Annotated in this window: 26 protein-coding genes and 4 pseudogenes; 17 read left to right on the top strand and 13 right to left on the bottom strand. The window is 68.1% G+C overall.

Annotated elements, in window-relative coordinates:
• Positions 1 to 277 precede the first annotated feature (277 nt).
• The 4 genes and pseudogenes from AB0M59_RS30015 (at position 278) to AB0M59_RS30000 (ending at position 2,211) form a co-directional block, all read left to right on the top strand.
• Positions 278 to 1,348 carry a class I SAM-dependent methyltransferase gene (locus AB0M59_RS30015; protein WP_364621608.1) on the top strand — a complete coding sequence of 357 codons (1,071 nt, stop codon included), beginning with the start codon at positions 278 to 280 and terminating at the stop codon, positions 1,346 to 1,348.
• Between the two features lie 94 nt (positions 1,349 to 1,442).
• Positions 1,443 to 1,547: an SDR family NAD(P)-dependent oxidoreductase gene (locus AB0M59_RS30010; protein ID WP_364621606.1), complete on the top strand. Its 105-nt coding sequence runs from the start codon at positions 1,443 to 1,445 to the stop codon at positions 1,545 to 1,547.
• A 27-nt stretch (positions 1,548 to 1,574) separates the two neighbouring features.
• Positions 1,575 to 1,862 (top strand): annotated as a pseudogene (locus AB0M59_RS30005) (SDR family oxidoreductase); the annotation flags it as partial.
• Complete coding sequence (locus tag AB0M59_RS30000) at positions 1,840 to 2,211, top strand: SDR family oxidoreductase (RefSeq protein WP_364621603.1); 372 nt, start codon at positions 1,840 to 1,842, stop codon at positions 2,209 to 2,211. The pseudogene AB0M59_RS30005 and the gene AB0M59_RS30000, both read left to right, overlap by 23 nt.
• Positions 2,212 to 2,412: 201 nt before the next feature.
• Here AB0M59_RS30000 and AB0M59_RS29995 read toward each other — a convergent pair whose 3' ends face one another.
• The 3 genes from AB0M59_RS29995 to lepB form a co-directional block, all read right to left on the bottom strand.
• Entirely contained in the window at positions 2,413 to 2,577 is a 165-nt protein-coding gene (locus AB0M59_RS29995) for a hypothetical protein (protein WP_364621602.1), read from the bottom strand.
• Between the two features lie 39 nt (positions 2,578 to 2,616).
• On the bottom strand, positions 2,617 to 3,228 hold the full coding sequence (locus tag AB0M59_RS29990; protein WP_364621600.1) for a class I SAM-dependent methyltransferase: 612 nt from the start codon (positions 3,226 to 3,228) through the stop codon (positions 2,617 to 2,619).
• A 182-nt stretch (positions 3,229 to 3,410) separates the two neighbouring features.
• The gene (gene lepB, locus AB0M59_RS29985; protein WP_364621598.1) at positions 3,411 to 4,349 is read right to left on the bottom strand and encodes a signal peptidase I; all 939 of its coding nucleotides are present in this window, start codon (positions 4,347 to 4,349) and stop codon (positions 3,411 to 3,413) included.
• Positions 4,350 to 4,664: 315 nt separating this feature from the next.
• Between lepB and AB0M59_RS29980 the strand changes: the two genes are divergently transcribed.
• Together AB0M59_RS29980 and AB0M59_RS29975 are read left to right on the top strand one after the other, a co-directional pair.
• Entirely contained in the window at positions 4,665 to 5,093 is a 429-nt protein-coding gene (locus tag AB0M59_RS29980; RefSeq protein ID WP_364621596.1) for an Imm7 family immunity protein, read from the top strand.
• Positions 5,094 to 5,106: 13 nt separating this feature from the next.
• Positions 5,107 to 5,460, top strand: a complete 354-nt coding sequence (locus tag AB0M59_RS29975; RefSeq protein WP_364621593.1) for a hypothetical protein — start codon at positions 5,107 to 5,109, stop codon at positions 5,458 to 5,460.
• 17 nt (positions 5,461 to 5,477) lie between these two features.
• Here AB0M59_RS29975 and AB0M59_RS29970 read toward each other — a convergent pair whose 3' ends face one another.
• Positions 5,478 to 6,014 (bottom strand): aminoglycoside phosphotransferase family protein, encoded by a 537-nt coding sequence (locus tag AB0M59_RS29970; RefSeq protein ID WP_364621591.1) that lies wholly within the window; start codon positions 6,012 to 6,014, stop codon positions 5,478 to 5,480.
• Between the two features lie 216 nt (positions 6,015 to 6,230).
• Positions 6,231 to 7,220: an NADP-dependent oxidoreductase gene (locus AB0M59_RS29965; protein ID WP_364621589.1), complete on the bottom strand. Its 990-nt coding sequence runs from the start codon at positions 7,218 to 7,220 to the stop codon at positions 6,231 to 6,233.
• A 99-nt stretch (positions 7,221 to 7,319) separates the two neighbouring features.
• On the opposite strand from AB0M59_RS29965, the gene AB0M59_RS29960 reads away from it, so the two are divergent.
• Entirely contained in the window at positions 7,320 to 7,922 is a 603-nt protein-coding gene (locus AB0M59_RS29960) for a helix-turn-helix domain-containing protein (RefSeq protein ID WP_364621586.1), read from the top strand.
• Between the two features lie 328 nt (positions 7,923 to 8,250).
• Here the strand turns inward: AB0M59_RS29960 and AB0M59_RS29955 are convergent, their stop codons facing one another.
• Both AB0M59_RS29955 and AB0M59_RS29950 read right to left on the bottom strand, forming a co-directional pair.
• The gene (locus AB0M59_RS29955; protein ID WP_364621583.1) at positions 8,251 to 9,756 is read right to left on the bottom strand and encodes a hypothetical protein; all 1,506 of its coding nucleotides are present in this window, start codon (positions 9,754 to 9,756) and stop codon (positions 8,251 to 8,253) included.
• A 234-nt stretch (positions 9,757 to 9,990) separates the two neighbouring features.
• Positions 9,991 to 10,389, bottom strand: coding sequence for a VOC family protein (locus AB0M59_RS29950; RefSeq protein WP_364621581.1), 399 nt, complete (start codon positions 10,387 to 10,389; stop codon positions 9,991 to 9,993).
• A 27-nt stretch (positions 10,390 to 10,416) separates the two neighbouring features.
• Between AB0M59_RS29950 and AB0M59_RS29945 the strand changes: the two genes are divergently transcribed.
• Positions 10,417 to 11,457 carry a YafY family protein gene (locus AB0M59_RS29945; protein ID WP_364621578.1) on the top strand — a complete coding sequence of 347 codons (1,041 nt, stop codon included), beginning with the start codon at positions 10,417 to 10,419 and terminating at the stop codon, positions 11,455 to 11,457.
• A gap of 54 nt (positions 11,458 to 11,511) precedes the next feature.
• On the opposite strand, the pseudogene AB0M59_RS29940 reads toward AB0M59_RS29945, so the two are convergent.
• The 3 genes and pseudogenes from AB0M59_RS29940 to AB0M59_RS29930 all read right to left on the bottom strand — a co-directional run.
• Positions 11,512 to 11,631 (bottom strand): annotated as a pseudogene (locus tag AB0M59_RS29940) (DNA-binding transcriptional regulator); the annotation flags it as partial.
• A 29-nt stretch (positions 11,632 to 11,660) separates the two neighbouring features.
• Positions 11,661 to 11,945: a hypothetical protein gene (locus tag AB0M59_RS29935; RefSeq protein WP_364621575.1), complete on the bottom strand. Its 285-nt coding sequence runs from the start codon at positions 11,943 to 11,945 to the stop codon at positions 11,661 to 11,663.
• Between the two features lie 162 nt (positions 11,946 to 12,107).
• Complete coding sequence (locus tag AB0M59_RS29930) at positions 12,108 to 12,707, bottom strand: TetR/AcrR family transcriptional regulator (RefSeq protein ID WP_364621573.1); 600 nt, start codon at positions 12,705 to 12,707, stop codon at positions 12,108 to 12,110.
• Between the two features lie 92 nt (positions 12,708 to 12,799).
• On the opposite strand from AB0M59_RS29930, the gene AB0M59_RS29925 reads away from it, so the two are divergent.
• Positions 12,800 to 13,963 carry an epoxide hydrolase family protein gene (locus AB0M59_RS29925; RefSeq protein ID WP_364621740.1) on the top strand — a complete coding sequence of 388 codons (1,164 nt, stop codon included), beginning with the start codon at positions 12,800 to 12,802 and terminating at the stop codon, positions 13,961 to 13,963.
• A 251-nt stretch (positions 13,964 to 14,214) separates the two neighbouring features.
• Here the strand turns inward: AB0M59_RS29925 and AB0M59_RS29920 are convergent.
• A pseudogene (locus AB0M59_RS29920) lies at positions 14,215 to 14,367 on the bottom strand (alpha/beta hydrolase); the annotation flags it as partial.
• Positions 14,368 to 15,029: 662 nt separating this feature from the next.
• Here AB0M59_RS29920 and AB0M59_RS29915 point away from each other — a divergent pair.
• Positions 15,030 to 16,112: a DUF932 domain-containing protein gene (locus AB0M59_RS29915; RefSeq protein WP_364621570.1), complete on the top strand. Its 1,083-nt coding sequence runs from the start codon at positions 15,030 to 15,032 to the stop codon at positions 16,110 to 16,112.
• Between the two features lie 326 nt (positions 16,113 to 16,438).
• On the opposite strand, the gene AB0M59_RS29910 is transcribed toward AB0M59_RS29915, so the two are convergent.
• Positions 16,439 to 16,723, bottom strand: a complete 285-nt coding sequence (locus AB0M59_RS29910) for a hypothetical protein (RefSeq protein WP_364621567.1) — start codon at positions 16,721 to 16,723, stop codon at positions 16,439 to 16,441.
• Between the two features lie 762 nt (positions 16,724 to 17,485).
• Here AB0M59_RS29910 and AB0M59_RS29905 point away from each other — a divergent pair.
• Positions 17,486 to 17,683 carry a hypothetical protein gene (locus AB0M59_RS29905; RefSeq protein ID WP_364621564.1) on the top strand — a complete coding sequence of 66 codons (198 nt, stop codon included), beginning with the start codon at positions 17,486 to 17,488 and terminating at the stop codon, positions 17,681 to 17,683.
• Positions 17,684 to 17,753: 70 nt separating this feature from the next.
• On the opposite strand, the gene AB0M59_RS29900 is transcribed toward AB0M59_RS29905, so the two are convergent.
• Positions 17,754 to 17,912, bottom strand: coding sequence for a hypothetical protein (locus AB0M59_RS29900; RefSeq protein WP_364621561.1), 159 nt, complete (start codon positions 17,910 to 17,912; stop codon positions 17,754 to 17,756).
• A gap of 37 nt (positions 17,913 to 17,949) precedes the next feature.
• On the opposite strand from AB0M59_RS29900, the pseudogene AB0M59_RS29895 reads away from it, so the two are divergent.
• The 6 genes and pseudogenes from AB0M59_RS29895 to AB0M59_RS29870 all read left to right on the top strand — a co-directional run.
• Positions 17,950 to 18,312, top strand: a pseudogene (locus AB0M59_RS29895) (hypothetical protein); the annotation flags it as partial.
• 300 nt (positions 18,313 to 18,612) lie between these two features.
• Complete coding sequence (locus AB0M59_RS29890; protein ID WP_364621560.1) at positions 18,613 to 20,673, top strand: hypothetical protein; 2,061 nt, start codon at positions 18,613 to 18,615, stop codon at positions 20,671 to 20,673.
• A 138-nt stretch (positions 20,674 to 20,811) separates the two neighbouring features.
• A complete protein-coding gene (locus tag AB0M59_RS29885; protein WP_364621558.1) occupies positions 20,812 to 21,768 on the top strand; it encodes a hypothetical protein in 957 nt (318 codons plus the stop codon).
• Positions 21,765 to 22,742 (top strand): bifunctional DNA primase/polymerase, encoded by a 978-nt coding sequence (locus AB0M59_RS29880; protein WP_364621557.1) that lies wholly within the window; start codon positions 21,765 to 21,767, stop codon positions 22,740 to 22,742. Before AB0M59_RS29885 ends, AB0M59_RS29880 begins: the two co-directional genes overlap by 4 nt.
• Before the next feature lie 16 nt (positions 22,743 to 22,758).
• The gene (locus AB0M59_RS29875; RefSeq protein WP_364621554.1) at positions 22,759 to 23,475 is read left to right on the top strand and encodes a hypothetical protein; all 717 of its coding nucleotides are present in this window, start codon (positions 22,759 to 22,761) and stop codon (positions 23,473 to 23,475) included.
• A 186-nt stretch (positions 23,476 to 23,661) separates the two neighbouring features.
• Positions 23,662 to 24,018, top strand: coding sequence for a hypothetical protein (locus AB0M59_RS29870; protein WP_364621552.1), 357 nt, complete (start codon positions 23,662 to 23,664; stop codon positions 24,016 to 24,018).
• Positions 24,019 to 24,262: the final 244 nt, after the last annotated feature.

Genomic DNA, 24,262 nt, shown 5'->3' with positions numbered 1-24,262 from the left:
CCTCCGGCGCAGCGCGTCCCGTTCCGCGCGGACACCCTCGACGCTCTCTTCCCGTCTTCCCGCTCCCCCACGACGCCACTCATACACGGCTTGAGGACGGCTACGAACTCGGCCGGAACCGTCCGCTCCTCTGCATGAGCGAACGCGAGCGGGCGACCAACCGCACCAGTGACGTTCGTATGCAGCCAGGAGCGAGACGGAACTCGCGAGGCTGGCACGCACTTTCGTCCGTTCGACGGTGCACCTCCCGTTGGTTCGCGCACTAGGCTCCGCCTCCATGATCGAGGACGACACGCCAGCCGATCCGGTCGCCTCGCGCCGCCCGGCCTACCTGGAGGACCTGGCCGGCGGTGTGGATCGGTTCTTCGAGCCTCGCCGGACCAGCTGTCCGTGGTGCGACTCCGGTGCGCTTCGGGGCCGGTTGCGCACGACCGACTTGCTGCAGCACAAGCCGGGCCGGTTCGTGCTCGACGAATGCCGGGACTGCGGGCACGTCTTCCAGAACCCTCGGCTGAACCCGGCCGGGCTCGAGTTCTACTACCGGGACTGCTATGACGGGCTCGGCGAAAAGAACATGACCGGGATGTTCGAAGGCAACCGGGCGGGTTATCGCTCCCGCGCCGAGCTGGCCCGGGAAGCCGGCGCATCGGGCGAGTGGCTCGACGTCGGCATGGGACACGGGCATTTCTGCAACGAAGCCGCCGCGGTGCTGCCCGGAGTCAAGTTCGACGGCCTCGATCTCGGCGACGGGGTAGACCTGGCGCGTCGGCAGGGCCGGATCCGCACCGGCTACCGGGGCTCGTTCGTGGACTTGGCCGAGGAGCTCGCCGGGCGCTACGACGTGGTCAGCATGTACCACTACCTGGAACACACCGCGGAACCCCAGCGAGAGCTGGCGGCGGCGATGACGGTGGTGCGGCCCGGCGGGCTGCTGGCGATCGAGCTGCCCGATCCGGAATGTCGCTGGGCGAAGGTGCTCGGCCGGTGGTGGATGCCCTGGCTGCAACCCCAGCATCTGAACCTGATGCCGATCGGCAACCTCCGTGCCGAGCTGGCGACCCGCGGATTCACGGTGGTCGCCGAGCAACGTGCCGAGCCGCACGGCGCCATCGATGTGCTGGCCGCGTCGATCATGGCGGTCAACGCCCTGACGATCGCCGGGGAGGATCTTCCGTGGCGGGGCGCCCCGCCACCGCGGTGGCGGCGGATCCTGCGCAAGGCCACGTTCGTCGCGTGCGTGCCGTTGTTCGTACTGGCCTCGGCGGCGGACCGGATCAGTGCACCCTTCGGCCGGCAGCGCGGGTGGTCCAACGCGTACCGGGTGGTGGCCCGCCGGGACGCCGCATAGCCTGCACACTCTGCCGGATTCCTGCGCCTTCCGTCCGGGAAACGCCCATGTGCGAACCGTGGATTTGCCCGGCGCGGTGATCTACGGTCGCGTCATGCTGCTGGCCGAAAAGGTCGCGCTGATCACCGGAGCGAGCACCGGGATCGGTGCCGCGTCCGCGCGGCTCTTCGCCCGGGAAGGCGCGCGGCCGTGGTGCTGAGCGCGTTCGGCGGACAAGCTCGCCGCGCTGGTCGAGCAGATCCGGGCCGCGGGAGGGCAGGCCGCCGCGGTGGTCGCCGACGTCGCCCGGGACGCGGACTGCGAAGCGGTCGTCGCCGCGGCGGTCGAGGAGTTCGGGCGGCTCGACGTGGCCTTCAAAAACGCCGGCGTCGGTCCGGAGGGAACGCCGCTCGCGGACACTTCACCGGAGGCGTGGCAGGCGGCGCTCGCGACCAACCTGACCGGCATCGCGCAGTGCCTGCGACACGAAATCCGCGCGATGCGAGCGGCCAATGGCGGCGCGATCGTCAACAACGCCAGCCCGGCCGCGTTCTTCGGGACCGCCTTCTCCGCCGCGTACTCCGCCGTCCAAGCACGGCGTGGTCGGGCTGTCGAAGTCGGCAACCGCCGACTACGGCGCCTCGGGGATCCGGGTCCACGTCCTGAACCCGGCGTCACCGAAACCCCGCGATCGGGCCGTGGCTCGACTCGCTCCCCGGCGAGCGCGACCGGGTCGCCGGGGGAACGCGCTGAAGCGGCTGGCCCGCCCGGAGGACGTGGCCGAGGCGGCGGCGTGGCTGCTGTCGGACCGCGCCTCGTTCGTGACCGGCGCGGAGCTGGCCGTGGACGGCGGCTACACGGCGATCGCGCCGTACGTCGGATGATGTCTGCCAACAGATCTCGCCACACCGGACGGCTGAAGACGCGTGGCCAACCGCATGCAGAACGCGCCGGCGTAGTTGACCAGCACGCGCTGACGGGTGCCCTTATTGCGACAATATCGGACATTAGCCGTGCTGACGGTCGCCGAAGTCCACAGACTGACCGCTCTGCGCCCGGTGCACCTGCCTAGAAACCGTCCAGCGTCAGCAACGTCTCGCCACGGCGAGGTGGACGTTCATCACGCATGGGACCCGGCCGTCGGCATCGGCTAGCCCGGCCGCCTTGGCCATGAACTCGTCCTGGAGCGACTTCACGACTGCGGGGTCGAGCGGCATAAGGTTGTAGGTTGCCGAGACGATCGACCACACCTGCTCAGCGTCGCCACCCAGGTCGATCGGCGCGGTGGTTCACTCAACTGGTGAGAACCCGGCCGAAATAAGGATTTCGTCGACGCCGTCGCGGTGCCTGGTGCGCCGATCTCCCAGTTGCGGGACTTGCTGCCGAGCCGGGGTGTCGGCAAGCACCGGGCGGATCAGCCGCTGGAACAGTTCGTATCCCTCACCTCCGCCGGCTCCGCCACCGAGCACCAAGGCCAGTAGTCCACCGGGCAGCAGAACGCGGGCGAGTTCGGCGGCGACGCATTCGATGTCCGGCATCAGCATGAACGCCATGTGCGATACGCAGGCGTCGAAGACGCCGTCAGGAAATGGCAGGTTCTGTGCCCGTCCTTCCAGCAGCTTCGCCTCGGCAAGGGACGGCCGCTGCCGAGCGAGCGCCAGGTCAGCAGCCGAGAGGTCAATCCCGGTGACCTCGTGTCCAGCCTCGGCGAGCAGCTCGAGCAGGAAGCCGTCCCCGCAGCCGAGGTCAAGCACCCGAGCATGGTCTTCGACCCGGTCTCGTACGATTTCGTAACTCGACCGCCCGTCCGGTGCCCTGCCGCGGCCCATCGCACCGGAGGTCACCGCCGGGTGACGTGCATGGAACTCGCGCAGGAACGCCTCTTGGGCCGCCGTGGTCATGATCACTACTGTAGGACTGCCGGTGACCGGACCGAGGGTGCGACGGCCGAGCGCGCCGTGCACCCTCAGAAGAGGTCGTCGCCGCGCACCACGGCCCGCGGCGGCCGGATCGGCTCCGCCTTGGTCAGGGGAATGGAGAGAGTCAAGGCGAAATCACCCGTCTGCCAACAGGATCGGGGTGACTAGCGTCTCCGCACGGCCGCCCGGCGCACCCCGGACTTCAGTTTGCGCCCCAGGAACAGCGCCGGCCAGGCCGCCGCGATGCCGGCCCCGAGCGGGACACCACTCTGCCACGCCGGCGCGCCGAGCGCCGCCGGCTGGGCCGCTTCCTGCGGGTTGTGGTCGGTGATGCCACCCCAGCGGCCCGGCGGCAGGACGATGATCCGCGCCTTGCCGATGATGTTGTCCACGGGGACCGCGCCGTTCACGCCGCCGCCGCCCTGGAACCGGGAGTCCTCGGAGTTGTTGCGGTTGTCGCCCATGACCCACACCATCCCCGCGGGGACCTTGACCGGCTCGAAGGTGTGCTCCGTCTGGTTGGACGGGTCTTCCCAGTGGACGTACGGCTCGTCGAGCCCCTTGCCGTCCACGACGACCCGGCCCTGCGTGTCGCAGCACTGGACGGTCTGGCCACCCACGGCGATCACGCGCTTGACGAAGTCGCGCTCGTCCGGCGGGGCGAACCCGACCAGCGAGCCGAGACCGCGCAGACCCTGGACGACGATGTTGCTCGACTCCTGCGGCGCGATCTCGTTGTTGACCCACGCCGGCGGACCCTTGAACACGATCACGTCACCCGGCGAGGGCTCGGTGAAGTCGTAGGTGACCCGGTCGACGAGGATCCGGTCACCGGTGCACCCGGGGCAACCGTGCAGGGTGGCCTCCATGGACCCCGAGGGGATCATGAAGACCTTCGCGAGGAACGTCTGGATCAAGATCGTGAGCACCAAAGCGATCACGAGCAGGATCGGCAGTTCCTTCCAGAACGACCGTTTCTTGGCGGGCTTGGCTCGCCGCCGTCGGGATCCCCCGCGCTCCTCGGAGCGGGACCGCCTGGGCTGGTCCTCCTCGGAGCGATCGGGGTCATCCTCAGGAGCGTTCTGGGACACGGGTTCGGCCACGTCGTCAGGCTACCGGCAACCGGGTTGTCGCTTACTTAGCCGCGGCCGTCTCGCGGTTCTCGCGACGCTCCTTCCGAGTGGCTTGCTCAGCCGCACTGACGGATCGATCCGCCCCGAGCTGAAGCCGGTGATCGACGTGCTGCCGGGCAACGAGCCGATCCCACTGCTGCACTTATCTCGAGAAGCTGGCACTCAATTCACATAACGTCCGATCATCGGCATGAGCGTGCGTCTCGGCAGCGCCGACAGCGGCCGAGCGGAAGTTGGCCGGCTGGTGCGCAGAGGGGTTCGCGCCTGGCCTTTTAGACTCTTGCCATGTTCGAGTACCACGGTTGGATCACCCTTCGTCAGACCGCTGCAGTGGTTGACGACGAACCGCAACTTCGTCTCAGCGAGATCCAGGCGTTGGTCGACGAGTTCGCTGGTTATGCGTTGGCGGATCTGCAGCCGATGAATGGCACGTACTACATTCACCTGGGTGGGAACCCGAATCGCCGCGGGCAGCATGGTGGGGCGGTGGTCGAGTTGTTCGCCGAAGTGGGGCGGCTTGCCCCCGGGTCATACGGACTGCTGTACGTCCACGACGACGAACACCCGGAGCACATGGTGGACTTCCGTGTCTTCCGACTGGTTCGAGGCGCGGTCACTGAGCACGCAGACCACCTTCTGTCACCCGTGATCCCGACTTTGGAAGACGAGGACGTGAACTGGTCCCGGCGGCCACACGGCCGCCGGTCGCGATGACCATGATGAGGTCATGAGTTTCGATCTGGCGGTCCTGGCCTTGGGTGCCGATAACGACGCCGACTTCGCGCGTCGGAGGTTCGAACGTTGCATCGCCGCGGGCACCCACGATGCCGGTGAGCCGGACAAGCGCATCGTGGCTTTTTACGAGCAGTTGCAATCCATCTACCCCGACCACGGTCCGGCTGTTGAAGCTCTTGACTGCCCGTGGAACTCGACGCCGCTTTCAGTGGGCATCGACCATGTGATCATGCATCTTGGGTTCGGTTCCCGAAGCACGCCGGCCATCGGCCCGGTCCTGCGCATGGCCGCGGACCACGGTTTGATCGTCTACGACCCGCAAGGCAACGACGTCTACCTGGCATGAGCTGATATCGCTTGAGATCACCGAGTCAGGGCGAGCAGTTCGTCGATCGCAGACTCCGAACCGTTGTTCTCGAGGTACGCGACGGCGAACATCGGTGCGATCACCCGGCTCCAGGCATACAACCTGTCCCCGTCGAGGCCACAAGCGGTTGCCACCCGCTGGCAGCGGGCCTCGGCCCCTTCGTGTCCGGCGCCCGCCACCACGTAGTCGACGGCGTCGAAACACGGATCGCCCAGGCACGCCTTCGGATCGATCGCGACCAGACCCCGCGACGGACCACCGTCGAGAACGTTGCCGAAGTGCAGATCGCCGTGCAACAACACGACCCTGGCCTGACTGTCCAGCAACACTTCACACCGCTGTATCGCCCGCTGCCATGCGTCCTGGCCAATCCGCGCGCTGACGACCGGGTCGGAGAGTCTCCGGCCGATCCGGGCAAAGGCCTCGTCACACGGGAGGTGGATCCAGCAGCGTTGCCTGGCGGAGTGCCACCGCGAGCTGACCGGCGGCGCACGCCGGGCCGAGGCACCCACGACCGCCCACCACTGGGCCATCACCGACCCTCGCACTTCAGCCGGGCGTCCGTGCCCGGGGACGGCGTCCCGCCTCAGCGCCGTACGGCGGTGATCGACCGCCTTCAGTGCCAGCCGAGCTCGGCCAGCTGTTTCTCGGCTTTGCCCCAGAGACCAGACAGTCACCTTGTCCAACCGGCCCGACGCGGTTCGGAATCTGAGGCCGCGGCCGAACGGGGCGCGAACCTGATGACCACGTCACATAGCGGTGGTTCCCAGGCCTCGCCCCGCAGCGGGTTCGTTCTTATCGGGGTTCGGCGGTCGGCCGATCTGGAGGACGAGCTTGCCGCCGGGGCGCTGTGACTGGCTCAGTTCGATGGCCTCGCGCCAGTCGGCGAGCGGGATGATGCGGGCGACGGGGATGCCGAAGTGACCCTCGGCGGCGAGCTGGGCGCACTCGCCGATGACGTCGTAGCGGCGGCTGAGAGGTCCCTCGGTGAACGCGTCGCGGGCGCCGAGTTCGCGGGCCGGGGCGAGGTTGCTGATGGTCAGGATGTGCTGGGGGTCGGTGACCGTGCGCAGGAGTTCGGGGATGGTGGCGTCGTCGGGTGGTGAGACGTCGAGGACGACGTCGACGGGTCCGCCGGCCAGTTCGCGTACCCGTTCGGCCATGCCCTTGCCGTAGGGGGTGACCTCAGCTCCGGTGGCACGCAGGGCTTCGGCGTGGCTGGGGCCCGCGGTGGTGATCACCCGCGCTCCGGACCGCCGGGCGAGCTGCACGGCGGCGAAGCCGGTGGTGGCGCCGCCGCCGCTGACGAGCAGGGTCGTGTCCGGGGTGATGCCGAGCAGGTCCAGGCCGAGTTGAGCGGTCTCCACGGCCATGGGCAGTGCGACGGCGGCAGCCGGTTCGAGTGCGGGCGGCCGCGGAAACCAGATGTCGAGCACCGCGTGGTCGGAGGCGCCCGCGGGCGGTCCCGTGAAAGGAGCGGGACCGAAAACGGCGTCCCCGAGCTGGATGCCGGTCACGCCCTCGCCGATGGCGTCGACCGTGCCGGCGACCTCGAGGCCGACTCCGCGGGGCAGCTCGCCGGGGTACAGGCCCCGGCACAGGGCCAGGTCGGCGGGGTTGATCGTGCAGGCCTCGACGGCGGCCCGGATTTGCCCCGGGGCCGGTTGTGGCGGCTGGGCCTCCTCGAGCCGCAGGATGTCGAGGGGCTCACCGGCGTGGTGGAAACGCAGGGTGCGCATAGCGGTCTCCTAGCCTTGACTGGAGTAATGACAGCAGATGCTGTCGTCACTCGACGGTAGCACAGTGATGACAGCATCTGCTGTCGCTATGCTGGGACCATGGCGCGTTGGGAGGGCAACACCCGTGAGCGGCTCGAACGCGCTGCGTTGGAGCTGTTCCGTGATCAGGGCTACGACCGCACGACGGTCGCACAGATCGCACGGCACGCCGGTCTGACCGAGCGATCGTTCTACCGTTGGTTCACCGACAAACGGGAGGTGCTGTTCGCCGGCGACGAGCTGCAGGCCTGTCTGGAGGCGGGCATCGACGAGGTGCCCGACGGAACCGGCGCGCTCGCGACGCTGATGGCCGCGTTCACCGCCGTGCCCGAAGTGCTGCGTCCCCGCGAACTGCTGATCGAGCTGCGCGCCGTCATCGCGGACAACCCGCCGCTGCGGGAACGCAGCCTGATCAAGGAAGCGGTGCTGTCCGAGGTGACCACCGCCGCGCTGCGCCGCCGCGGCCACGATGAGCACACCGCGCGGCTGGCCACCGCCCTCGGCATGGCGATCCTGGCGTCGGCCACCAGGCGATGGGTGCTCGGCGAACAGACCGACTTCGCCGCACTACTGGCCGACAGCGCCGCCGACCTGCTGGCTGTGGCCGCCGACTTGCCAGCCGCCCACAGCCTAAGCGGCCACGCACCAGGCGAAACGCGGTAGCCGGAGCCAGGCGAGATCTCGGTCCATCACCTTGATCGGAGGTCCACTCATCGGCTCGGCCGCGCGTTGAACGCGCGCGATATGCGGCATGAGAGTTACATCAGGCCGACAATCTCTGGAAATAGGTCAGTGGTGGTTGATGTGACCGGTGAGCTGTCGTGCAGAAGGTCTGCGAAGCCGGACTCGAAGCGGACGTAGTCGACGTGCTCGCACACCGCCAGCCAGTCGTGCGAAGCCCCGTGTGCTGCCCATATGGAGTCTCAGGAAGCGGAGAACTGACCGAATCCGTGAGATGGTTTGCTCGGGGTGTCAAGAGCGCGGTCGCCACTCAGGTGGACATGGCCCCAGTCAGGCCCAGAACGAGCAGGCCGACCAGGAGGCCGGTCGTTACGAAGGTGAGCGCAAGGCGGTCGGCACGCCGGACCGTGTGGATCTCGTAGTTGGCTGGGCGCCAGCGGCGTTCCACGCGCGTGGCGGTGATGAGACCGAGCCAGAAGAGGAACAGCACGATGGCCGACCGGGTCCAAGATGACCCGGTAGCGGCGACGAGTTGCGTACATAGCTCGTGCTTCCGCGCCAGAAGGCGTGCCGGGTTGTCCGGATCGGGGCGGGTGGGGATGTGACTGCACCCTTCGACGTCGGCCAGCCATTGGGAGGCCACGGGCGGGACTCCGGGCTTGATGAGATCGTCCGACCCGGTTGCCTGGAGTTTCGCATCTGCGGCTGTCCAACTGGCCGCCGGGATGTCCGGTGCCGTGAGCATGCTCTCCGAAATGCTGACGGCCAGGTGCATGAGGGCGCGCACCTGCGGATGTCTCTGCGTTTCTGCGTCGTCCTTCTCAAACGGGATCAAGCTGGTCGATAGAACCACGAGGGCAACGACGGCGATCGCTGCGATTCCAATGAATGCCGCCCGCCATGGCGATTGATGTGCCGAGGTGATCGCGATAGCTCCGACGGCGGTGATTACTGCCCACCAGGCCACCAAGGATTCGATCTCTACGTTCGTTCCGGTCAGCAGGTTCACCAGGCTCAGGAGCAGGCCGATGACAGCGCCGGGCAGCATCAGCACCAAAAACCAAACCCAGCTCAGGCCCTTCATGTCCTTGGTCAGCCGGGCTGCCACGCCGACGCCGATGCCGCCAATGCTGTAGGTCAGCATGCTGAACAGGAACGGGAATCGTACTTCCTTGATCAGGTCGCCGACCGACTGCTCCGCGGCGGCGCCGAGCAGCACGCCCAAGGTCGTAAAAGCCAGTCCGAAGAAAGGGATCCAGTGAAGCCGTGAGCGGTTCGGTGGCGTGGCTTGGTGCGGCCCCGACTGTCGGTTCTCCGCCGACACCGGTGCCAGTTCATCGTCTGGGTTCCGGCGTGCTGCCTCACGGTAGCGGCGTGCCCCGTCAAGGGCGGCACCGATCGTCGCTCCCACCACCGCGCTTACCCACACATCGCGAGGATGAGCCACCAGAATGGCCACCGCCACCCAGACAAACCACCCCAGCGTCGCCCCAAGACCACCGAATATGCCGAAGTACAGGCTTTCTCGAACCACAAGGCTGTCGAATCGCCCACGGAGCCAGGACAGCGCCGAACCTGCGGCACGTCGAGCCTCGAATCCATCAGGGATGCCGCCCATTGCGGATAGGAAAAAAGCAATGACACCGAGCGCGACCAGCAAGACGCCCAACGCCTCATACGCCAGCACATCACGTGCCGGGTCAGCCTCTTTCAGGCTGTCGGCATGGTTCACGCTCAGAGCCCCAGCGCCGCTGACGACCATCGAGATCAACAACCAGGTCCACGAGAGATTCTTGCCGTGTCCGCGTTTTGGCACAGAACTAGGTTGACATACTGGGCCGGCGCACACCAGAAACGTCCGGTCATCGGCATGAGCAGACGTTCGACCTGCGGTAGGAACTGACGGCACAGGACGACGTGACGCGCTGGTCGGTCCTGGGCGGCGCGAAGAATGCCGCAAATCCTTCCGCTGCACGGAGGGACAGAGTCGATGCACGCTTGGTTCGGCACCGCGCGGAAATCGAGCCCGTCACCGGCGCATGGATGGCCGTCAGCGGCTGAACTTCTCGATGGCCTCGGGGGTCACCGGGGTGAAGAAGTTGACCATGTTCCCGTCGGGGTCGCGGAACAGCAGCGCCCGGTTGCCCCACGGCATCGTCGTGGGCACGTTCAGGAAGTCCTCCACGACGTCCTTCAGGTGCTCGTAGAGCGCATCCACGTCATCCACGAGGAACTCGATGATCGCGGTGTGGTTGTCGGCCGGGCGGGCCGACCCCGGCGCGAACAGCGGAACCGTACGGGTACTGCCGATCGCCAGCGTGCCGTGGCCGGTGCGCACCTCGGCGAAGTCCTCGTTGCCCCAGACGGCCTGCACACCGGTCACCTTCTCGTAAAAGCCGACGAGGCGGTCGATGTCGCCGGTGATGACGCGGATCGAGACGAAGTCCATGGTTTTCTCCTATGTGGTGAGGCCGTGGTGCCTGTCGAGATCGACGCTAACGTCAATACCGGACAGAAACGGTCCAGTATTCTCGGTAGAGTTCGGACCGTGGCACGACCGACAGCTCAGGTGCTCACGCTGCTGGAACTCCTGCAGTCCGGCGGCCTTCGGACGATGGGCGAGCTCGCCGACCGTCTCGGTGTCGAACCGCGCACGGTGCGGCGCTACGTGAATCACCTGATCGACCTCGACGTGCCCGTCGAGTCGGTGCGCGGCCGCCACGGCGGATATCGGCTCTCGCCAGGCTATCGGCTGCCGCCGCTGATGCTGAGCGACGACGAAGCCCTGGCCGTGGTGCTCGGCCTGGTTGCCGGCCGCCGCACCGGGTTGGCGACGGCGACCGGTACAGCGAGCGAGACGGCCGCCGCGAAGATCCGTCGCGTTCTACCGCCGCGGATCGCGGACCGGCTGGACGCGGTACTCGAATCCCTCGCCTTCACCGCCGAGACCGGCGACATCCCGGCGCCGCGGACGGGCATCCTGCTCACCGTCGCCGACGCGGTCCGCCACCACCGGCCGATCTCGATCCGCTACACCTCCGGCGACGGCCGGCGCAGCGTCCGCACGCTGCATCCGTACGGGCTGGTCAACCATTCCGGCCGGTGGTACGTCACCGGCGCCGAACCGGAGGTCGGCGAGGATCGGACCTTTCGGCTCGACCGCGTCGCGGACGCGAGGACGCTGCCCGGCTCGTTCGAGCCGCCCGCCGGACTCGAGCCCGCGGAGCGCCTGCTCACTTCCATGGCGCAGGCGCCGTACCGGCATGCGGTGACGGTGCGGATCCACGGGACCCTCGACCAGATCCGGAAGCGGCTGCCGGCCAGCGTCGCCGAGGTGCGGGAGTACGAGGACGAGGGCTGGCAGCGCGTGGAAATCCGGGCGGAGAGCCTCGACTGGCTGCCCGGGGTACTCGCCGCGCTCGACCTGCAGTTCGTCATCGAGCGCCCAGCCGAACTCCGTGACCGTGTCGTCGCGCTCGCTGACAGGCTGACAGCCTCGGGACGGAGCCTGCCGTAGCAACGCGATCTCACCGACGCCCACGTTGTCCTCGCCGGTGAGGCCGGTGTTGGCCATCGGCACGGTCATCGTCCGAAGGACGTTGATCCGGTGGCGCAACCGCGACGGCAGTACCTGTTCGAGCTTGGCCAGGGCCCGCACCGAGGTCTCCTCGATACCTGTGATCGAACCTCCGGTGACCTGCCCGACCCCGTAACGACCGGTCAACCCGCCGGGGCGAGTACGACCCGGGGCAGGAGCTGCGTGAGCGCGACCCCACGCTTGCGCAGTCCCGGCGGGAGCGAAGGAACCGTCAAGGCCAGGGCTTCGGTCCAGCCGTGGACGTGCAGCTGGAACTTCAGCAGCAACCCGGACTTCGGCTCGGTGATGGCAGCGTAAGCCCGCGGCACGCTCAGCAGGTGCTTGCCCGGCGCGCCGGCGTGCGAGCGAAAAAGGATCTGCTGGTCGATCAACACCACGTAGGCCTCGGCCTGCGTCGAGAAGGCCATCACGGTGCACCCGCCGAGCACGCCGACGGCGAGACCGCACCCTCGACGAGAGACCCGTAGATATCGTCGCGATCACACCGTTCTCACCGGATTCTTGGCGGGCTGCGGCGACGATGTGTGTCGGGAGCAGGACGATCCGCGGCTCCGCTGGAATGCTGCGGGTCAGGGTTGGTTGCCCACGAGAGCGATTGCGCGCGTCTCGGGAACTCCCAGCATCAACAGGCTCGTGATCGTCGCTGCTCGGGCGCCGAGGGGCCCGTTCGACAGATCGCTGTCCGCGATGGCGAACACGGCGCCGAATACAACCTGGCTCAGCATGCCTGCCGGCAGGTGCTGTGCGAACACGTCGCTGTCCTGGCCCCGTTTCACGAGGTCGGCGAGGAGTTCATCGACCGGCCCGAGCAGGCCGTGGATCGCCTCGCCGTACTCGCCACGGCGCAGCGCCAACAGCACTCGGTACCGGTGCGCCACCGGCCAGACACGGGCGATGAATTCGACCCACGTCGCGTCCGCTTCCGCGGCGGAGGCGTTGGCTTCGGTGAGCACGGCTGTCATCTCGGTGACGGCCCGTTCCGTGAGTGTCCGGATCAGGTCGAGGCGCGAGGGGAAGTGGCCGTAGACGGTGCGGCGGACGACCCCGGCAGCGGAGGCGACGTCGCCCATTCCGGCGTCGGGGTTCTCTCCCAGCACGTCGAGGGCAACGTCGAGGATGCGATCGCGTGTCTCGTTCATCGAGCGCGCACGGGAGGACTCGGTGGGCACGGCACCATTGTTGCACACTGGTGTGCAATGACGTAGGTTGCACACCAGTGTGCAACGAGACGCTGCGCTTCGAAGCTCAGGAGAAGAAGGCCATGACCGCACCGACGCCGCCGACCTCGACCCTCGTCCGACCGTTCACCGTCTCGATCTCGGATTCGGAGATCGACGACCTGAAGCAGCGACTGGCCAGAACCCGATGGCCGGACCCGGAAACGGTGGGCGACTGGTCGCAAGGGGTCCGCTTGGAGAACGCCAGATCTCTGGTCGACCACTGGGAGCGCGGCTACGACTGGCGGCGCTTCGAGTCCGAGCTCAATCGCTTCCCCCAGTTCCTGACCGAGATCGATGGGCTGGACATCCACTTCATCCACGTCAGGTCCAAGAATCCCCACGCGATGCCGCTGATCCTCACGCACGGATGGCCGGGCTCGATCGTCGAGTTCCTGAAGCTGATCGGCCCGCTGACCGATCCGGTTCCGTTCGGAGGAGACGCCGCCGATTCATTCGACGTCGTCGTCCCGTCGCTCCCCGGGTTCGGGTTCTCCCAGAAGCCCACACAGACCGGCTGGACCGTATCGCGCATCGCCAACGCATGGGTGCAGCTGATGAAGCGCCTCGGCTACACGAGATGGGCCGCGCAAGGCGGCGATTGGGGCGCCGTCATCACCACCGCCCTCGGAGCCATGCAACCCGATGGGCTGCTCGGAATCCACCTGAACACCCAGTACGCCTTCCCCGCACAGATACCCGACACCCTGTCGCCCGAACAGCGCCACGCCGTGGAGACCCTCGCCCTCTACACCGGCGACCTCGGCGGGTCGAACCACCTTCAGAGCACGAAGCCGGAGACCGTCGGATTCGCCCTGGCGGACTCTCCCGCCGGTCAAGCAGCCTGGATCTACGAGAAATTCCAGTCCAAGACCGACAACCACGGGCTCGCCGAGGACGCCCTCAGCATCGACGACATGCTCGACGCGATATCCCTCTACTGGTTCACCAACAGCGCAGCGTCGTCCGGCCGCATCTACTGGGAGAACAAATCGGGTACTCTCGCCGGCCCGAAGCTCACGCTTCCGGTCGCGGTGACCGTCTTCCCGAAGGACATCCCACGCCTGCCACGAAGCTGGATCGAAGACACCTACAGCAATCTGATCCACTACGGCGAGGCCGACAAGGGCGGCCACTTCGCGGCCTTGGAACAACCCGAGATCCTGGTCAGCGAAATCCGCACCGGCCTGCGCACCCTTCGTTCCTGACGCCCACGCGCGAGCTCAGGAGCGCACGCGTATCACTCGAGCTTCACCGAGACGACCACAGGCGTTGCGGCGGTCCCTGATTGTTCCGCGGCTGCCATGCGGCCCGCGCGTTCCGCGACCAGCAGCTCAACGTCAGCGACGGCTGCTGCGCTTGCGCGCGTCGGCCACAGAGACGGCCCGGCACCGGTACCGGCCAAGGCTTGCCGCCCTCAGGACCAAACGCTTTCCGCGTGCCGCTCGACAAGCGCGTCCATCACCTCGGTCCACAGTCGCCAGGTGTGCGGGAACCCGCGCAGCAGAAGGACAGCGGGACCCTCACCGGTCACAGCTGCAGTGAGTTCGACCCCGTTCGCGCCAACCTGGCACAGCTCCACATCGGACACGGGACCTCGACGGCCCGCCATGACACTGACAGCAGTAACGCGGATCCCTGATCTCGATGCCTCGGTAAAGGTAGCCGTCGCCGTCCGAGCAGGTCGTGCCACATAGTTGCTCCTGAACGCTGGCAGCTTGCTCAGCGGCGACCGCCTGAGGCGTGGCGGCCACCGCTTCGGCTTCGCTCGGTCTCGGCGTGCGCGACGGTCACGCCCACTGGTGCCGCACCCGCGACGTCTTCCCCGACCGGTTCGCCTAGTACGCCCAGCTCGATCAGCAGTTCCGCGACGCCCACGGGCCCACGGCGATGTGGCAATCCTCAAGAGCCTCCGCCGCCACTGCGCTCTCCACCCGGGATCCGTTTCCCCTTGCGGCTCTCGCCGAGCTGGACGTCGAGCATGTCTTGGGCCTACTCGGTCTCGGCGAACGACCTGAGGAACAACGACGCCGACTCCAGGTCGGATCTCCAGCACCGTCGGCACGTCGAGTTGAGTGGCGTCTCGGCGTTGTCAGCGCATTGCCCCCGGGGGTCGGGGAAGCCGATTGGTCGGTACCGGTGTGCCCCGCGTTCGGCCGTCGCGATGTAACCGGGCCCAGCGGACCAGGCCCGCGCCGGCGGCGCACGGCCACCAGTCCGCACTACGGGCCCACCTCCCAGTTCGGGGCCCGTGCACCGCCGGCGCTTGGCCTGGTGAGCCGTGGCCGTCCACCCGCGGGCCCGCTGCTCCCGGCATCAGGTCCGCACCAGCTACACCGAAAGGCTCTCCACATGTCGAAAGAAACCAGCAAGTGGCTCAACACCAATGTCCTCGTCGGATTCACCGAGAAACGCGGCCACGCCTGGCACTACCGCGCCGCAGACCAAGGCACCGAACCGAACCACTACCCCGGCCCGATCCCCCTCACCGAGGTCAAACGGCGCCTGTTCCACTGGACCGCCGAGCCGGCCCGCGTGCTGATCGAGGACCGGTTCGGGCTCCGCCCCGCCGAGCACCACCTTGGCGTCACCGCCTCCGACAACGGCGACATCCTCGCCATCCACACCGACGAATACGAGATCCACCAATACAGCACCTGGCTACTGGACAACGTCGCCACCCTGCTCGACGACGGCCTCACCATCGGCTCCGCCGGGCTCCTGCGCGAACGTAAGCAAGCCTGGGTCAGCGTCGAAGTCCCCGACAACATCACCACGCCCGAAGGGGTGGAGTTCCGACCCAACCTGCTCGCCTGCTCCAGCCACGACGCCAGTCTCAAGACCCGCTACAAGCGCGTCGTCACCAACGTCGTCTGCGACAACACCATGAACATCGGCCTGCGCGAAGACGGCCAGGAACACGCCATCGTCCACAAGCGCAACAGCAACCTGCAGATCCTCACCGCCCGCGAGGCCCTACAGATCGTGCATACCATCACCGACGACTTCGCAGCCGAAGTCAAGAAGCTGTGCCAGACCACCGTCACCGACCGAGCCTGGAAAGCGTTCCTCGACGCCCACACCCCCATCCCCGCCGAGCCGGGACGCAAACGCACCAACGCCGCTACTAAACGCTCCGCCCTCACCCGGCTCTGGAGCAGCGACAGCCGCGTCAGCCCGTGGAAGAACACCGGCTGGGGTGTCGTGCAGGCCGTCAACACCCACACCCACCACGAAGCCGTCATCCGCGGCGCCACCCGCGCCGAACGAAACATGACCCGGGTGATGAAGGGCGAGTTGGCCAAGCTCGACCGCGCCACCACCGCCACCCTGCACAAGGTCCTCGCCGCCGTCTGAGCGCCCTCCGGTCCCCGCCTGCGCTTGCTGTTACGGCTCACGAGAGGACTTCCGCCATGAGCACCAGCACCATCACGCCGATGACGTGCGGCACCGACGGCTGCAGCTCCTTGCCCGGGACGCCGCGCACGCAGCGATCATCGTGCGGGGTGCGGCATTGCTGTCCGCCGCCGACGCGGGGACCGCCGCCGAGTGCCTGACCACGTCGATGACCTGGCTCTATGGCTAATCTCGCTCGTCGGGTCATCCACATTCCCGAGCGTGAGCGGCGGTCCTAGGACCCGCTCATGACCGCGCGGAGCGAGACTCCGGAGGAAATGCGGCTGTCAGCCGCAGTTGTACTTGCTCACCTCGTCGAACGCAGGCCTGCTGGCTTCACGATAGATCGGATCGACAAGGTCCACGACGGTCGCGTCCTGCTTGTCGAGAGCGGCGGCTGAGATGGCGACCCCGGACAGGACCGTGGCGAACTGAGCACGGATGTCCGCCGGCGCGTCGGCCCGCATCCGCGCGCCGGTGCTCGCGACGCCCCCGGCCAGACGGCGCAGCTCGGCGACATCCAATTCCTGACCCTTGATTGCTTTACCGACGGTGGCGCTGTACCTGAGCACAAAAACATTGAATTCGCGTAAATTACTACAAAACACTGTCCCTGCGACAGTCGGCGAGTCCCCCCGTCGGCACCGCCGACGAGGGACTCGGTGAGGTGCTGGGACCGGCCGAGTCCGGCGGACGCCCCGAGCAGCCGACGACCGCCACCATGAGTGCCGTAGCGGCCATCACCGTCACCGACGCGGTTGTCGCTGCTCGGCTCACTGTTCTGCCTTCCGTCTGCTGTCACAAGCGGTCATCAGGAGTCATTCCACGTCGGGGGACACAAGCCGACCCGAAAATCGTCATATTTTGATTCTAGGCGAGGTGGCCGGGACCCCTCCCCGGCCACGCCCGCACATTCGATGCCTGCGGCGTCAACGCCGCGAACGCGTCGCGCGTCCGGTCCGATCACCAGCACGAGGTGGTGCGAGGCTCGTGGCAAGTCACCGGATCTCCTCCGGTGACCTGCCAGCCCGTGTGAACCGGACGCTGACCCGGTTCCCGGGCCTGGTGCGGACCGGGACAAGTGCCGATCCCGCCGATACAATGCGACGATGGTCGATGATTCCGCGTACACCGCCGTATTGTCCGGTGTGGACGACGATGGGGCGGACTGGGCACTACTGGTCCGGGCGGACGGTGCTCATAGCGTGAGAACCAAGGTGGTGCGTACTCGCGGTGATCGGCGAGCTGGCTCGGGTTTCGGCGGCCCCACGCTGCACCGCGCCGAGCACTTGAACTGGTGGTCGGGGCAATCCGATGGGTTCTGACCGTTTGTGATGATTCGCGCCGCCCCGGAAGTGATATCGGCCGAGGTGATCGGTGTCGCCGATGCCCGCCGAGCAATGGAACTCACGGATGTCGTCGAAGGTTCCGGCCTGAAATTCGGTGCCGTCGCGTTGCCGGACGATTTCTTCCCCCGGACGCTGCGATACACCCTCGTTGGCGGAGAAGTCGAAGAACGGGCGCTGCGCTGACGGAATGTGCAGTGCCGCCGATGGGTCGTCGACATCCTGTGCCGACGACCCATCGGCGGGCGCCAGGCGATCAGGCTTCGATTTCCTCGCACGGGTATCCCGGGATGCCGTCCCACGAGTTGCAGAGGTCTTCGCCGTCGAGGTAGTACCCGGCCGGTCCGGTGTAGTCGTAGTACACACCGGGGTCGGAAGTGCTCGGGCAGATCAACGGCCCGGTCACAGTCGACATCTGCGAGTGGAAATAGACGTGAGTACAGCCGACAGTCGACCGAGCCCGGGAATGCGCGCGCACCAGGTGGGGTGCCGCACCGGATTCGGGACCGAGATCGACTACCCCAAGCCGTCCCGACCTATCCGCCAACGCGGTGCAGGAGCTGGATGACGCGATCCGACAGTGCTGGGGTTCGACTCGCACGGCCACGCGGTGCCTTCGGCTGGCCTGGACACGCGCCGACCTCGTTGGCAAGCCGCACCCGGACATCGCCGACATCTGGCTCACGCTCTCTCACACCGCAACGCAATGCTGGGCCTGCTGCGGAATCCGGCTCCGAGGTGAGCTGAAACAGGAGATGAGCGGACAAGAGCTCCGTCGCGATAAGTCCGCTGCTGTGGAACTGGCAACGAGGTGAGAAAAGTGTTGCTGCGCTGAGAAAGCGGGTGCGGGTGTTCCGGCCGGGCCGACGCACTCTAGCGGAGCCTGGCGTCGGCGGAAGCCCGCCCGATCACGATCTCGGTGGCGGATGTGCAGGAAGGCGGGCTTGCCGCCGACGCGGGCGGCCCCGCTCGGGCGAGTGCGTCCCGACCGGGACACTCGCACTCCGCTCGTTCTCCACCGCGTCACGGTGATGGAGAACGAGGTGGTGCGGGGTTCGTGGCCGGTCACCGGGATCTTCTCCGGTGACCGGCCGGCCCGTGCGAAGGAGCCCTTTGTGACCAGCACGATGGATCTGCCGACCCAGCGCGACACCGACGACCCCACCCCCACACCGGACACCGACCTCGCGCCATCCGAACTGGACAGCGCCGCCACCCAGCACCCCGCCACCGACGACACGTCGTCGGCCACGGACCTGGATGACGCCCCGCTCGACGAGCTGTCCGACGAGGAACGCGCGGCGCTGCACGCGAAATGGGACGCCGAGATCGACACCATCATCTGGGCCAACCCGCACACAGTGCTGCTCGCGGAGAACGTGCGCACCGACAATGCCGAGGCCGACGCGGAAACGACTGCGAACTTCAAGACCCACGGCGTAAAAACCGCAGCCAACGGCTACCGCGACTACGACACCGGCGCCATCGTGGTCACCGAAGGCCAGCGCCGCGTCCTCAACTCCCGCGAGGCCGGCTGCACGGTCCCGGTCTGGATGAAGACCCCGCCGGCGGCCGACGAACGCAAAGCGACCATCGAACGGATCGTCAACCAGTTCATCGAGAACGACGTCCGCGTCGGGCTCACCCTGGGAGACAAGGCCCGCGGTTTCCAGCAGCTCGCCGCGTTCAACCTCACCCCGCAGGGTATCGCCCGCAAGCTGGCGCTGGGCAAGAACGGCAAAACCTACGTCGAGAACGTCCTGCAGGCCGGGCAGAGCGAGCTGGCGGTCAAGGCCGCCGAACGATTCCAGCTGGACCTCATGCAGGTCGGGGTGATCGCCGAGTTCGACGAGGCCGGTGACCTCGACACCGCCAAGGAACTGATCCGCCTCGCGCGGGAGGCGCCGAACAACTTCACCGTCTTCGCCGAGCGCAAGCGCGCCGAACGCGCCGAGAACGAGCGCTTCGCGGCCCTGACCGAGGACCTCACCGGAGAACTGACCACCGCGGGCGTCACGATCTTCGACGACAGCCTATCCGACTGCGACGGGGATGCCCGCTCGCTGGACCGGCTGCGCCCCACCCCCGAGGACGAGCCCCGCACCGAGCTGACCGCCGAGAACCACGCGTCCTGCCCCGGCCACGGTGCCTGGATCGACGATGAGTACGACGAGGACAACAAGAGGGTCCCGGTCACCGTCTACGGCTGCGCCGACTTCCGGAACCACGGCCACGCCCTCAGCTACGCCCCCGCCGGCCGCGCGGACCTCACTCCCCTGGCCACCGGCCCGACGACCGCCGACACTTCCGGCGAGGTCGTCGACCTCGACAACCTCGGCGACAATGTCGCGACCAGCGAGGACGACGAGATCGCGGCCGCCCGCGCCGCGCTGGCCGCCGAGGAACGCGCGCGCGAGGCCGCACGGATCATCCGCCGGTGGGTGATCCAGAACAACAAGGACTGGGACGCCTCCGAAGCACCGCGGCGCGAATGGCTGGCCAACTTCGCGCGGCGCAAGACCGCACCCCAGGGCGCGCAGCTGTTCCTCGCCGTGCAGAAAGCCCACGGCGGCTACGAGCTGCGCCGCGCGTTCGAACGCAACCACCCCCTCGCGCAGAAGGTGCTCGGCATGCAGGTCGGAGCCACCCTCGCCGACCTGACCGACAAGATCACCACCGCTCCCACCGCGGGCAAGGCGACGCTCTACGACGTGTTCCTCACGCTCTGCGCGATGGAGGATGCGTTGACCCGCCATGCGTGGCGCGGGGCGTGGGGATCGCCCAAGGAGTACATGGCCGCCATCACCAGCTGGGGCTATCCCGCTTCCGATGTCGAGCTGATGGTGCTCAACCCCCAGAGCGAGCAGGACGTGGTCGCCGCCCAGCTCGGCGAACTCAACACCATCGACGTCGTCGCCGACACCGGCGACAACCAGCCGCGCGAAGACACCGACCGCGGCAATACCGGTGAGGATCCCGACCGTCACGGCGAGCACGACGACCTCGAGCACATCGGAGCCGACATCACCGCCGTCGACGAAGACGACGCCCCGGATACGAGCGATCAGGACGGTGACGCGCCCGACGCGGCCGTCGGTGCCGAAAAGCGCCGCAGCGACGAGGAAACGCGGCAGCAGGACGACGTCCACGCCCACCTGACCGGCGCCGCGATCTAGCCGCCCGGACCACTACCGCACCCCTGGCGGGGCGGGCCCGCACATCTCGTGCCGGGCCCGCCCCGGTGCCAGTTGTCCCTACGTCGTCGCCTTCCGCCGAGCTAGTCATCAGCCCCACGCGTGAACGGAGCCACCTCGATGCACCCGCACCTTCCGCCGGTCTTCGGCCACATTCACCGCACCAGCACCTACGCCGCCGGGCACCACGCTGTCTGGCCCCATGCCCAGCTCCCGCCCGGCCCGGCGTGGACACACGCCACCTGCCGCTGCGGCTTGGCCGAGGTCGCCGAATCCAACCGCGACGCCCGCGTCCTGGCCCGCCACCACCGCCGCTACGCAGCGGAACACCCGGCCTACCTGCCCGGTGCGGCCACCCGTATCGGCGGCCGCGCCCACCAGGCCGACGCCACCGGCACCCACGTCTCCACCACCGGAACCCGCCACGGCTGGGCCCTGGCCGACGGCATCGGCGACAACCCGCTGGCCACCCACGCCGCCGGCAGCGCCGCGGCGACCGCCGCCTACGTCGCCGCGGACCGCGGTGCCCGCGCCGGGCTGCTCGCCGCCACCGGCACCCTCGCCGCCCTGCTCGACGGCGACACCACCATGGTCGTCGCCGCCCCGGTCCCGCCCGAGCAGGGCGACGGGTGGGACATCGCGTGGGTCGGGGACTGCCGCGCCTACGAATACGACCCCGCCACCGCCATCCTCACCCAGCTCACCGTCGACCACACCTACGGCCAACAGCTGCGCGAGGGCCTCGCCGAGCGCTACCGCGACCGGCCCCGCGACCTTGAGGACCTGGCCGCCGCGCAGGACCACGTCGTCACCAACTCCGCGGCCACCGCCACGCCCGACACCATCGGCCACGTCACCACCACCGGCCCGCGACGTCGGCTCCTGCTGACCAGCGACGGAGTCCACCAACCCGTCCCCCACGCTTCCTTCGTACGCGCCCTACGAACTTTCAGCGACCCGAGCGCGTGCGCGAACCGGATCACCCTCGCGGCGCGGTACTTCGGCGGCAAAGACAACGCCGCCGCCATGGTCATCGACCCCGTCCCCTCCCCCATTCCCGCCGAGCTGGTGCCATGACCACGGCCATGCCGCTCACCGGCGCGAAAGTGTCCACCGGCCCTCTCCTCAATGCCGCTCTCGACGCCGCCGCACGCGGGTGGCCGGTATTTCCGCTCGTCCCCCGCGGCAAAAGGCCAGCCATCGACGGCTGGCAGCAGCGGGCGACCTGCGATCCAGGCCGCATCCGCCGCTGGTGGACCCGCTACCCGGCCAGCAATGTCGGCATCAACTGCGGAACCGCAGGTTTGCTGGTGCTCGACCTCGACGCCGCGCACGGGCGGATACCGCCGGGGTGGGCGCGGCGGGGCGTCGCCCACGGCCGAGACGTCCTCGCGCTGCTCGCCCGCCACGCCGATGAACCCGACCCGGTGGACACCTTCACCGTCGCGACCCCGCGCGGCGGCGAGCACCGGTACTTCTATCGACCGCCCGGGTCACGGCTGCGCAGCACCGTCGGCGCCCGCGGCCGCGGGCTCGGCTGGCACGTCGACACCCGCGGCCCCGGCGCCCTCATCACCGCACCCGGGTCGCTGGCGACCGTCCACGGGGTGCCCGTGCCCTACACCGTCGCCTGGGACCTGCCGGTCGCCCTCCTGCCCGGATGGCTGGTCACCGCCCTCACCCCGCCGCCACCACCGCCTCGCCCCGCGACAGTTCCGGGGCTGCCGGCAACCAGCAGACGGGTCACCGCCTACGTCCAGGCCGCCGTCGCCGCCGAGTGCCGCAATGTCGCCACCGCCACCGAAGGCCACCGCCACATCGCCGTCTTCGCCGCCGCCGCGGCACTCGGCGAGCTGCTGGGCAACGGCTGGATCAGCGCCCCCGCGATCACCCACCACCTCACCGACGCCGCCCGTCGCCACCTCGGCGTCGCCGACTTCGACCGCTACGAGCTGGCCAGGACCATCCGCGACGGCATCGCAGCCGGCCGCGAACACCCCCGCGTCCTCACCGACCGCCCCGCACCCGCCCGCCGGCCCCGAACCCACTGACACAGAAGAGGTCGCCATGCCCGAGACCACCCCGACGGATCCCGCCGCCACGCCGAGCATGCCGACGCTGGTCTGGCTCTGGCAGCGACGACCCGACAGCACCGACCTGGAAAAGGCCCTCATCCCCGCCCACCTGATCCCCGACGGCTGGCTGCCCCTGCTCCAGCACCGCTACACAGCCGGTGACCGCGTCCAGTTCGACTACGACACGGTGACCCAGTTGGGCACCGTCGTGCAGGACCAAGGCATGTACCTGGCCATCGACGGCGACAAGCCCGGCTCGGGCTACACCATCCACAAGACCGACGTCCACCCGCACAACGCCGAACCCACCGCACCGACCGAACCGGTCATCGCCACCGCGATCGAGCCCCACGCCCATCCCGCCGTCCGCCGCGAAGGCCACACCGCGACCGCGTACTGGAACCTCGGCCAGCCGGCCGCGGGCGGCCGGCAAACCCGGGCGCGGCTACAGATCAGCTTCCACGACGGGATCGGGTTCGTCGCCACGCTTTCCAGCATCGACGAACTCCACTGCGGCGAGCACCGCGAACGTCCCCGGCCACTCGACTCGGTCGTCGTCCATCACCACCCGACGCGCCGCCCCAGCCACCACGCCGTGCGCGAATGCCTGCGCGACGCGATCGACGTCGTGATTTCCGCCGCCGGCCAACGCGAACCGACCGTCTGCGTGCACTTCGTGCCGGTTCTCGGGGCCCAGCCCGAGAAGTAGCCAGCAGCCCGAATCGCCGGGACGCCGCCCGGACTGCCCCGGTCATCAGAAAAGCACGGCGCGGCCCGAGACCGCCATCGTGCGGATCTTCCGTCGGCCGGCGGGAGTCCCGGGCCGCACCGTGCTCGCGTGGCCCCGTTCAGCCCGGCGGCCTCGCCCCGGAAACCGACCGAAGAAGGAGCGCGCGTGACGGAGCCGACGATCACGATTCCCTCCCGATACCGAAAAACTCGCATGCGCGGGCTGTGCGCCCTCGCTGGCTGCTACGTGTGCGGCGGCAACGGCGAGTACCTGGTCAACGACCGCGACGACACCGGCGAACCGTGGGATTCCGACGAGCCCGAACCGTGGTCCCGTAGCCCGACTCGCCCGCCCCGGCGCAGGTCATGTGTCCGATTGACGGTCCAAGACATCAAGGTCGCCCTCTGTCGTGACGACCACTATCCACGAGCGATCATCAGCGACAAAGTAGTGGTGCTCCGGTATCTCCAGCAGCGCGCCGACAACCGCGGAAGCATTTGTCTCATTAAAACGGACGCCTGACGGCGAGAGTCCATCCCCCACATGTTCGACCATTGATCCGGGCCGGATTCTCCTGGAAACCTCTTGGATAACCATGGCGCTCGACTGCCCATCACCCTCATCCAGCTTCCAATGAGAATGACCAACTTGGACGTTGCCCCAGTCTATCTTGGATTGACCGACAGGCAAGTGTTCATGAAGCCACGCGAAGACGCTCGAGTCGCCCACACGCTCGAGGCTTGCCAGTGGCTCTTGGGAATACACG

It is taken from the genome of Amycolatopsis sp. NPDC051371, from assembly GCF_040682155.1.
Classification (GTDB): domain Bacteria; phylum Actinomycetota; class Actinomycetes; order Mycobacteriales; family Pseudonocardiaceae; genus Amycolatopsis.
The sequence above is the reverse complement of the archived record's forward strand: the minus strand, read 5'-3'. Positions and strand labels throughout refer to the sequence as shown.

What these genes read in the sequence shown, in the direction of transcription:
- AB0M59_RS30015 (WP_364621608.1), top strand. Translation starts at nt 278, where the DNA reads ATGATCGAGGACGACACGCCAGCCGATCCGGTCGCCTCGCGCCGCCCG.
- AB0M59_RS30010 (WP_364621606.1), top strand. Translation starts at nt 1,443, where the DNA reads ATGCTGCTGGCCGAAAAGGTCGCGCTGATCACCGGAGCGAGCACCGGG.
- AB0M59_RS30000 (WP_364621603.1), top strand. Translation starts at nt 1,840, where the DNA reads ATGGCGGCGCGATCGTCAACAACGCCAGCCCGGCCGCGTTCTTCGGGA.
- AB0M59_RS29990 (WP_364621600.1), bottom strand. Translation starts at nt 3,228, where the DNA reads ATGACCACGGCGGCCCAAGAGGCGTTCCTGCGCGAGTTCCATGCACGT.
- AB0M59_RS29980 (WP_364621596.1), top strand. Translation starts at nt 4,665, where the DNA reads ATGTTCGAGTACCACGGTTGGATCACCCTTCGTCAGACCGCTGCAGTG.
- AB0M59_RS29975 (WP_364621593.1), top strand. Translation starts at nt 5,107, where the DNA reads ATGAGTTTCGATCTGGCGGTCCTGGCCTTGGGTGCCGATAACGACGCC.
- AB0M59_RS29970 (WP_364621591.1), bottom strand. Translation starts at nt 6,014, where the DNA reads ATGGCCCAGTGGTGGGCGGTCGTGGGTGCCTCGGCCCGGCGTGCGCCG.
- AB0M59_RS29965 (WP_364621589.1), bottom strand. Translation starts at nt 7,220, where the DNA reads ATGCGCACCCTGCGTTTCCACCACGCCGGTGAGCCCCTCGACATCCTG.
- AB0M59_RS29960 (WP_364621586.1), top strand. Translation starts at nt 7,320, where the DNA reads ATGGCGCGTTGGGAGGGCAACACCCGTGAGCGGCTCGAACGCGCTGCG.
- AB0M59_RS29950 (WP_364621581.1), bottom strand. Translation starts at nt 10,389, where the DNA reads ATGGACTTCGTCTCGATCCGCGTCATCACCGGCGACATCGACCGCCTC.
- AB0M59_RS29935 (WP_364621575.1), bottom strand. Translation starts at nt 11,945, where the DNA reads ATGGCCTTCTCGACGCAGGCCGAGGCCTACGTGGTGTTGATCGACCAG.
- AB0M59_RS29925 (WP_364621740.1), top strand. Translation starts at nt 12,800, where the DNA reads ATGACCGCACCGACGCCGCCGACCTCGACCCTCGTCCGACCGTTCACC.
- AB0M59_RS29905 (WP_364621564.1), top strand. Translation starts at nt 17,486, where the DNA reads ATGATTCGCGCCGCCCCGGAAGTGATATCGGCCGAGGTGATCGGTGTC.
- AB0M59_RS29900 (WP_364621561.1), bottom strand. Translation starts at nt 17,912, where the DNA reads ATGTCGACTGTGACCGGGCCGTTGATCTGCCCGAGCACTTCCGACCCC.
- AB0M59_RS29885 (WP_364621558.1), top strand. Translation starts at nt 20,812, where the DNA reads ATGCACCCGCACCTTCCGCCGGTCTTCGGCCACATTCACCGCACCAGC.
- AB0M59_RS29880 (WP_364621557.1), top strand. Translation starts at nt 21,765, where the DNA reads ATGACCACGGCCATGCCGCTCACCGGCGCGAAAGTGTCCACCGGCCCT.
- AB0M59_RS29875 (WP_364621554.1), top strand. Translation starts at nt 22,759, where the DNA reads ATGCCCGAGACCACCCCGACGGATCCCGCCGCCACGCCGAGCATGCCG.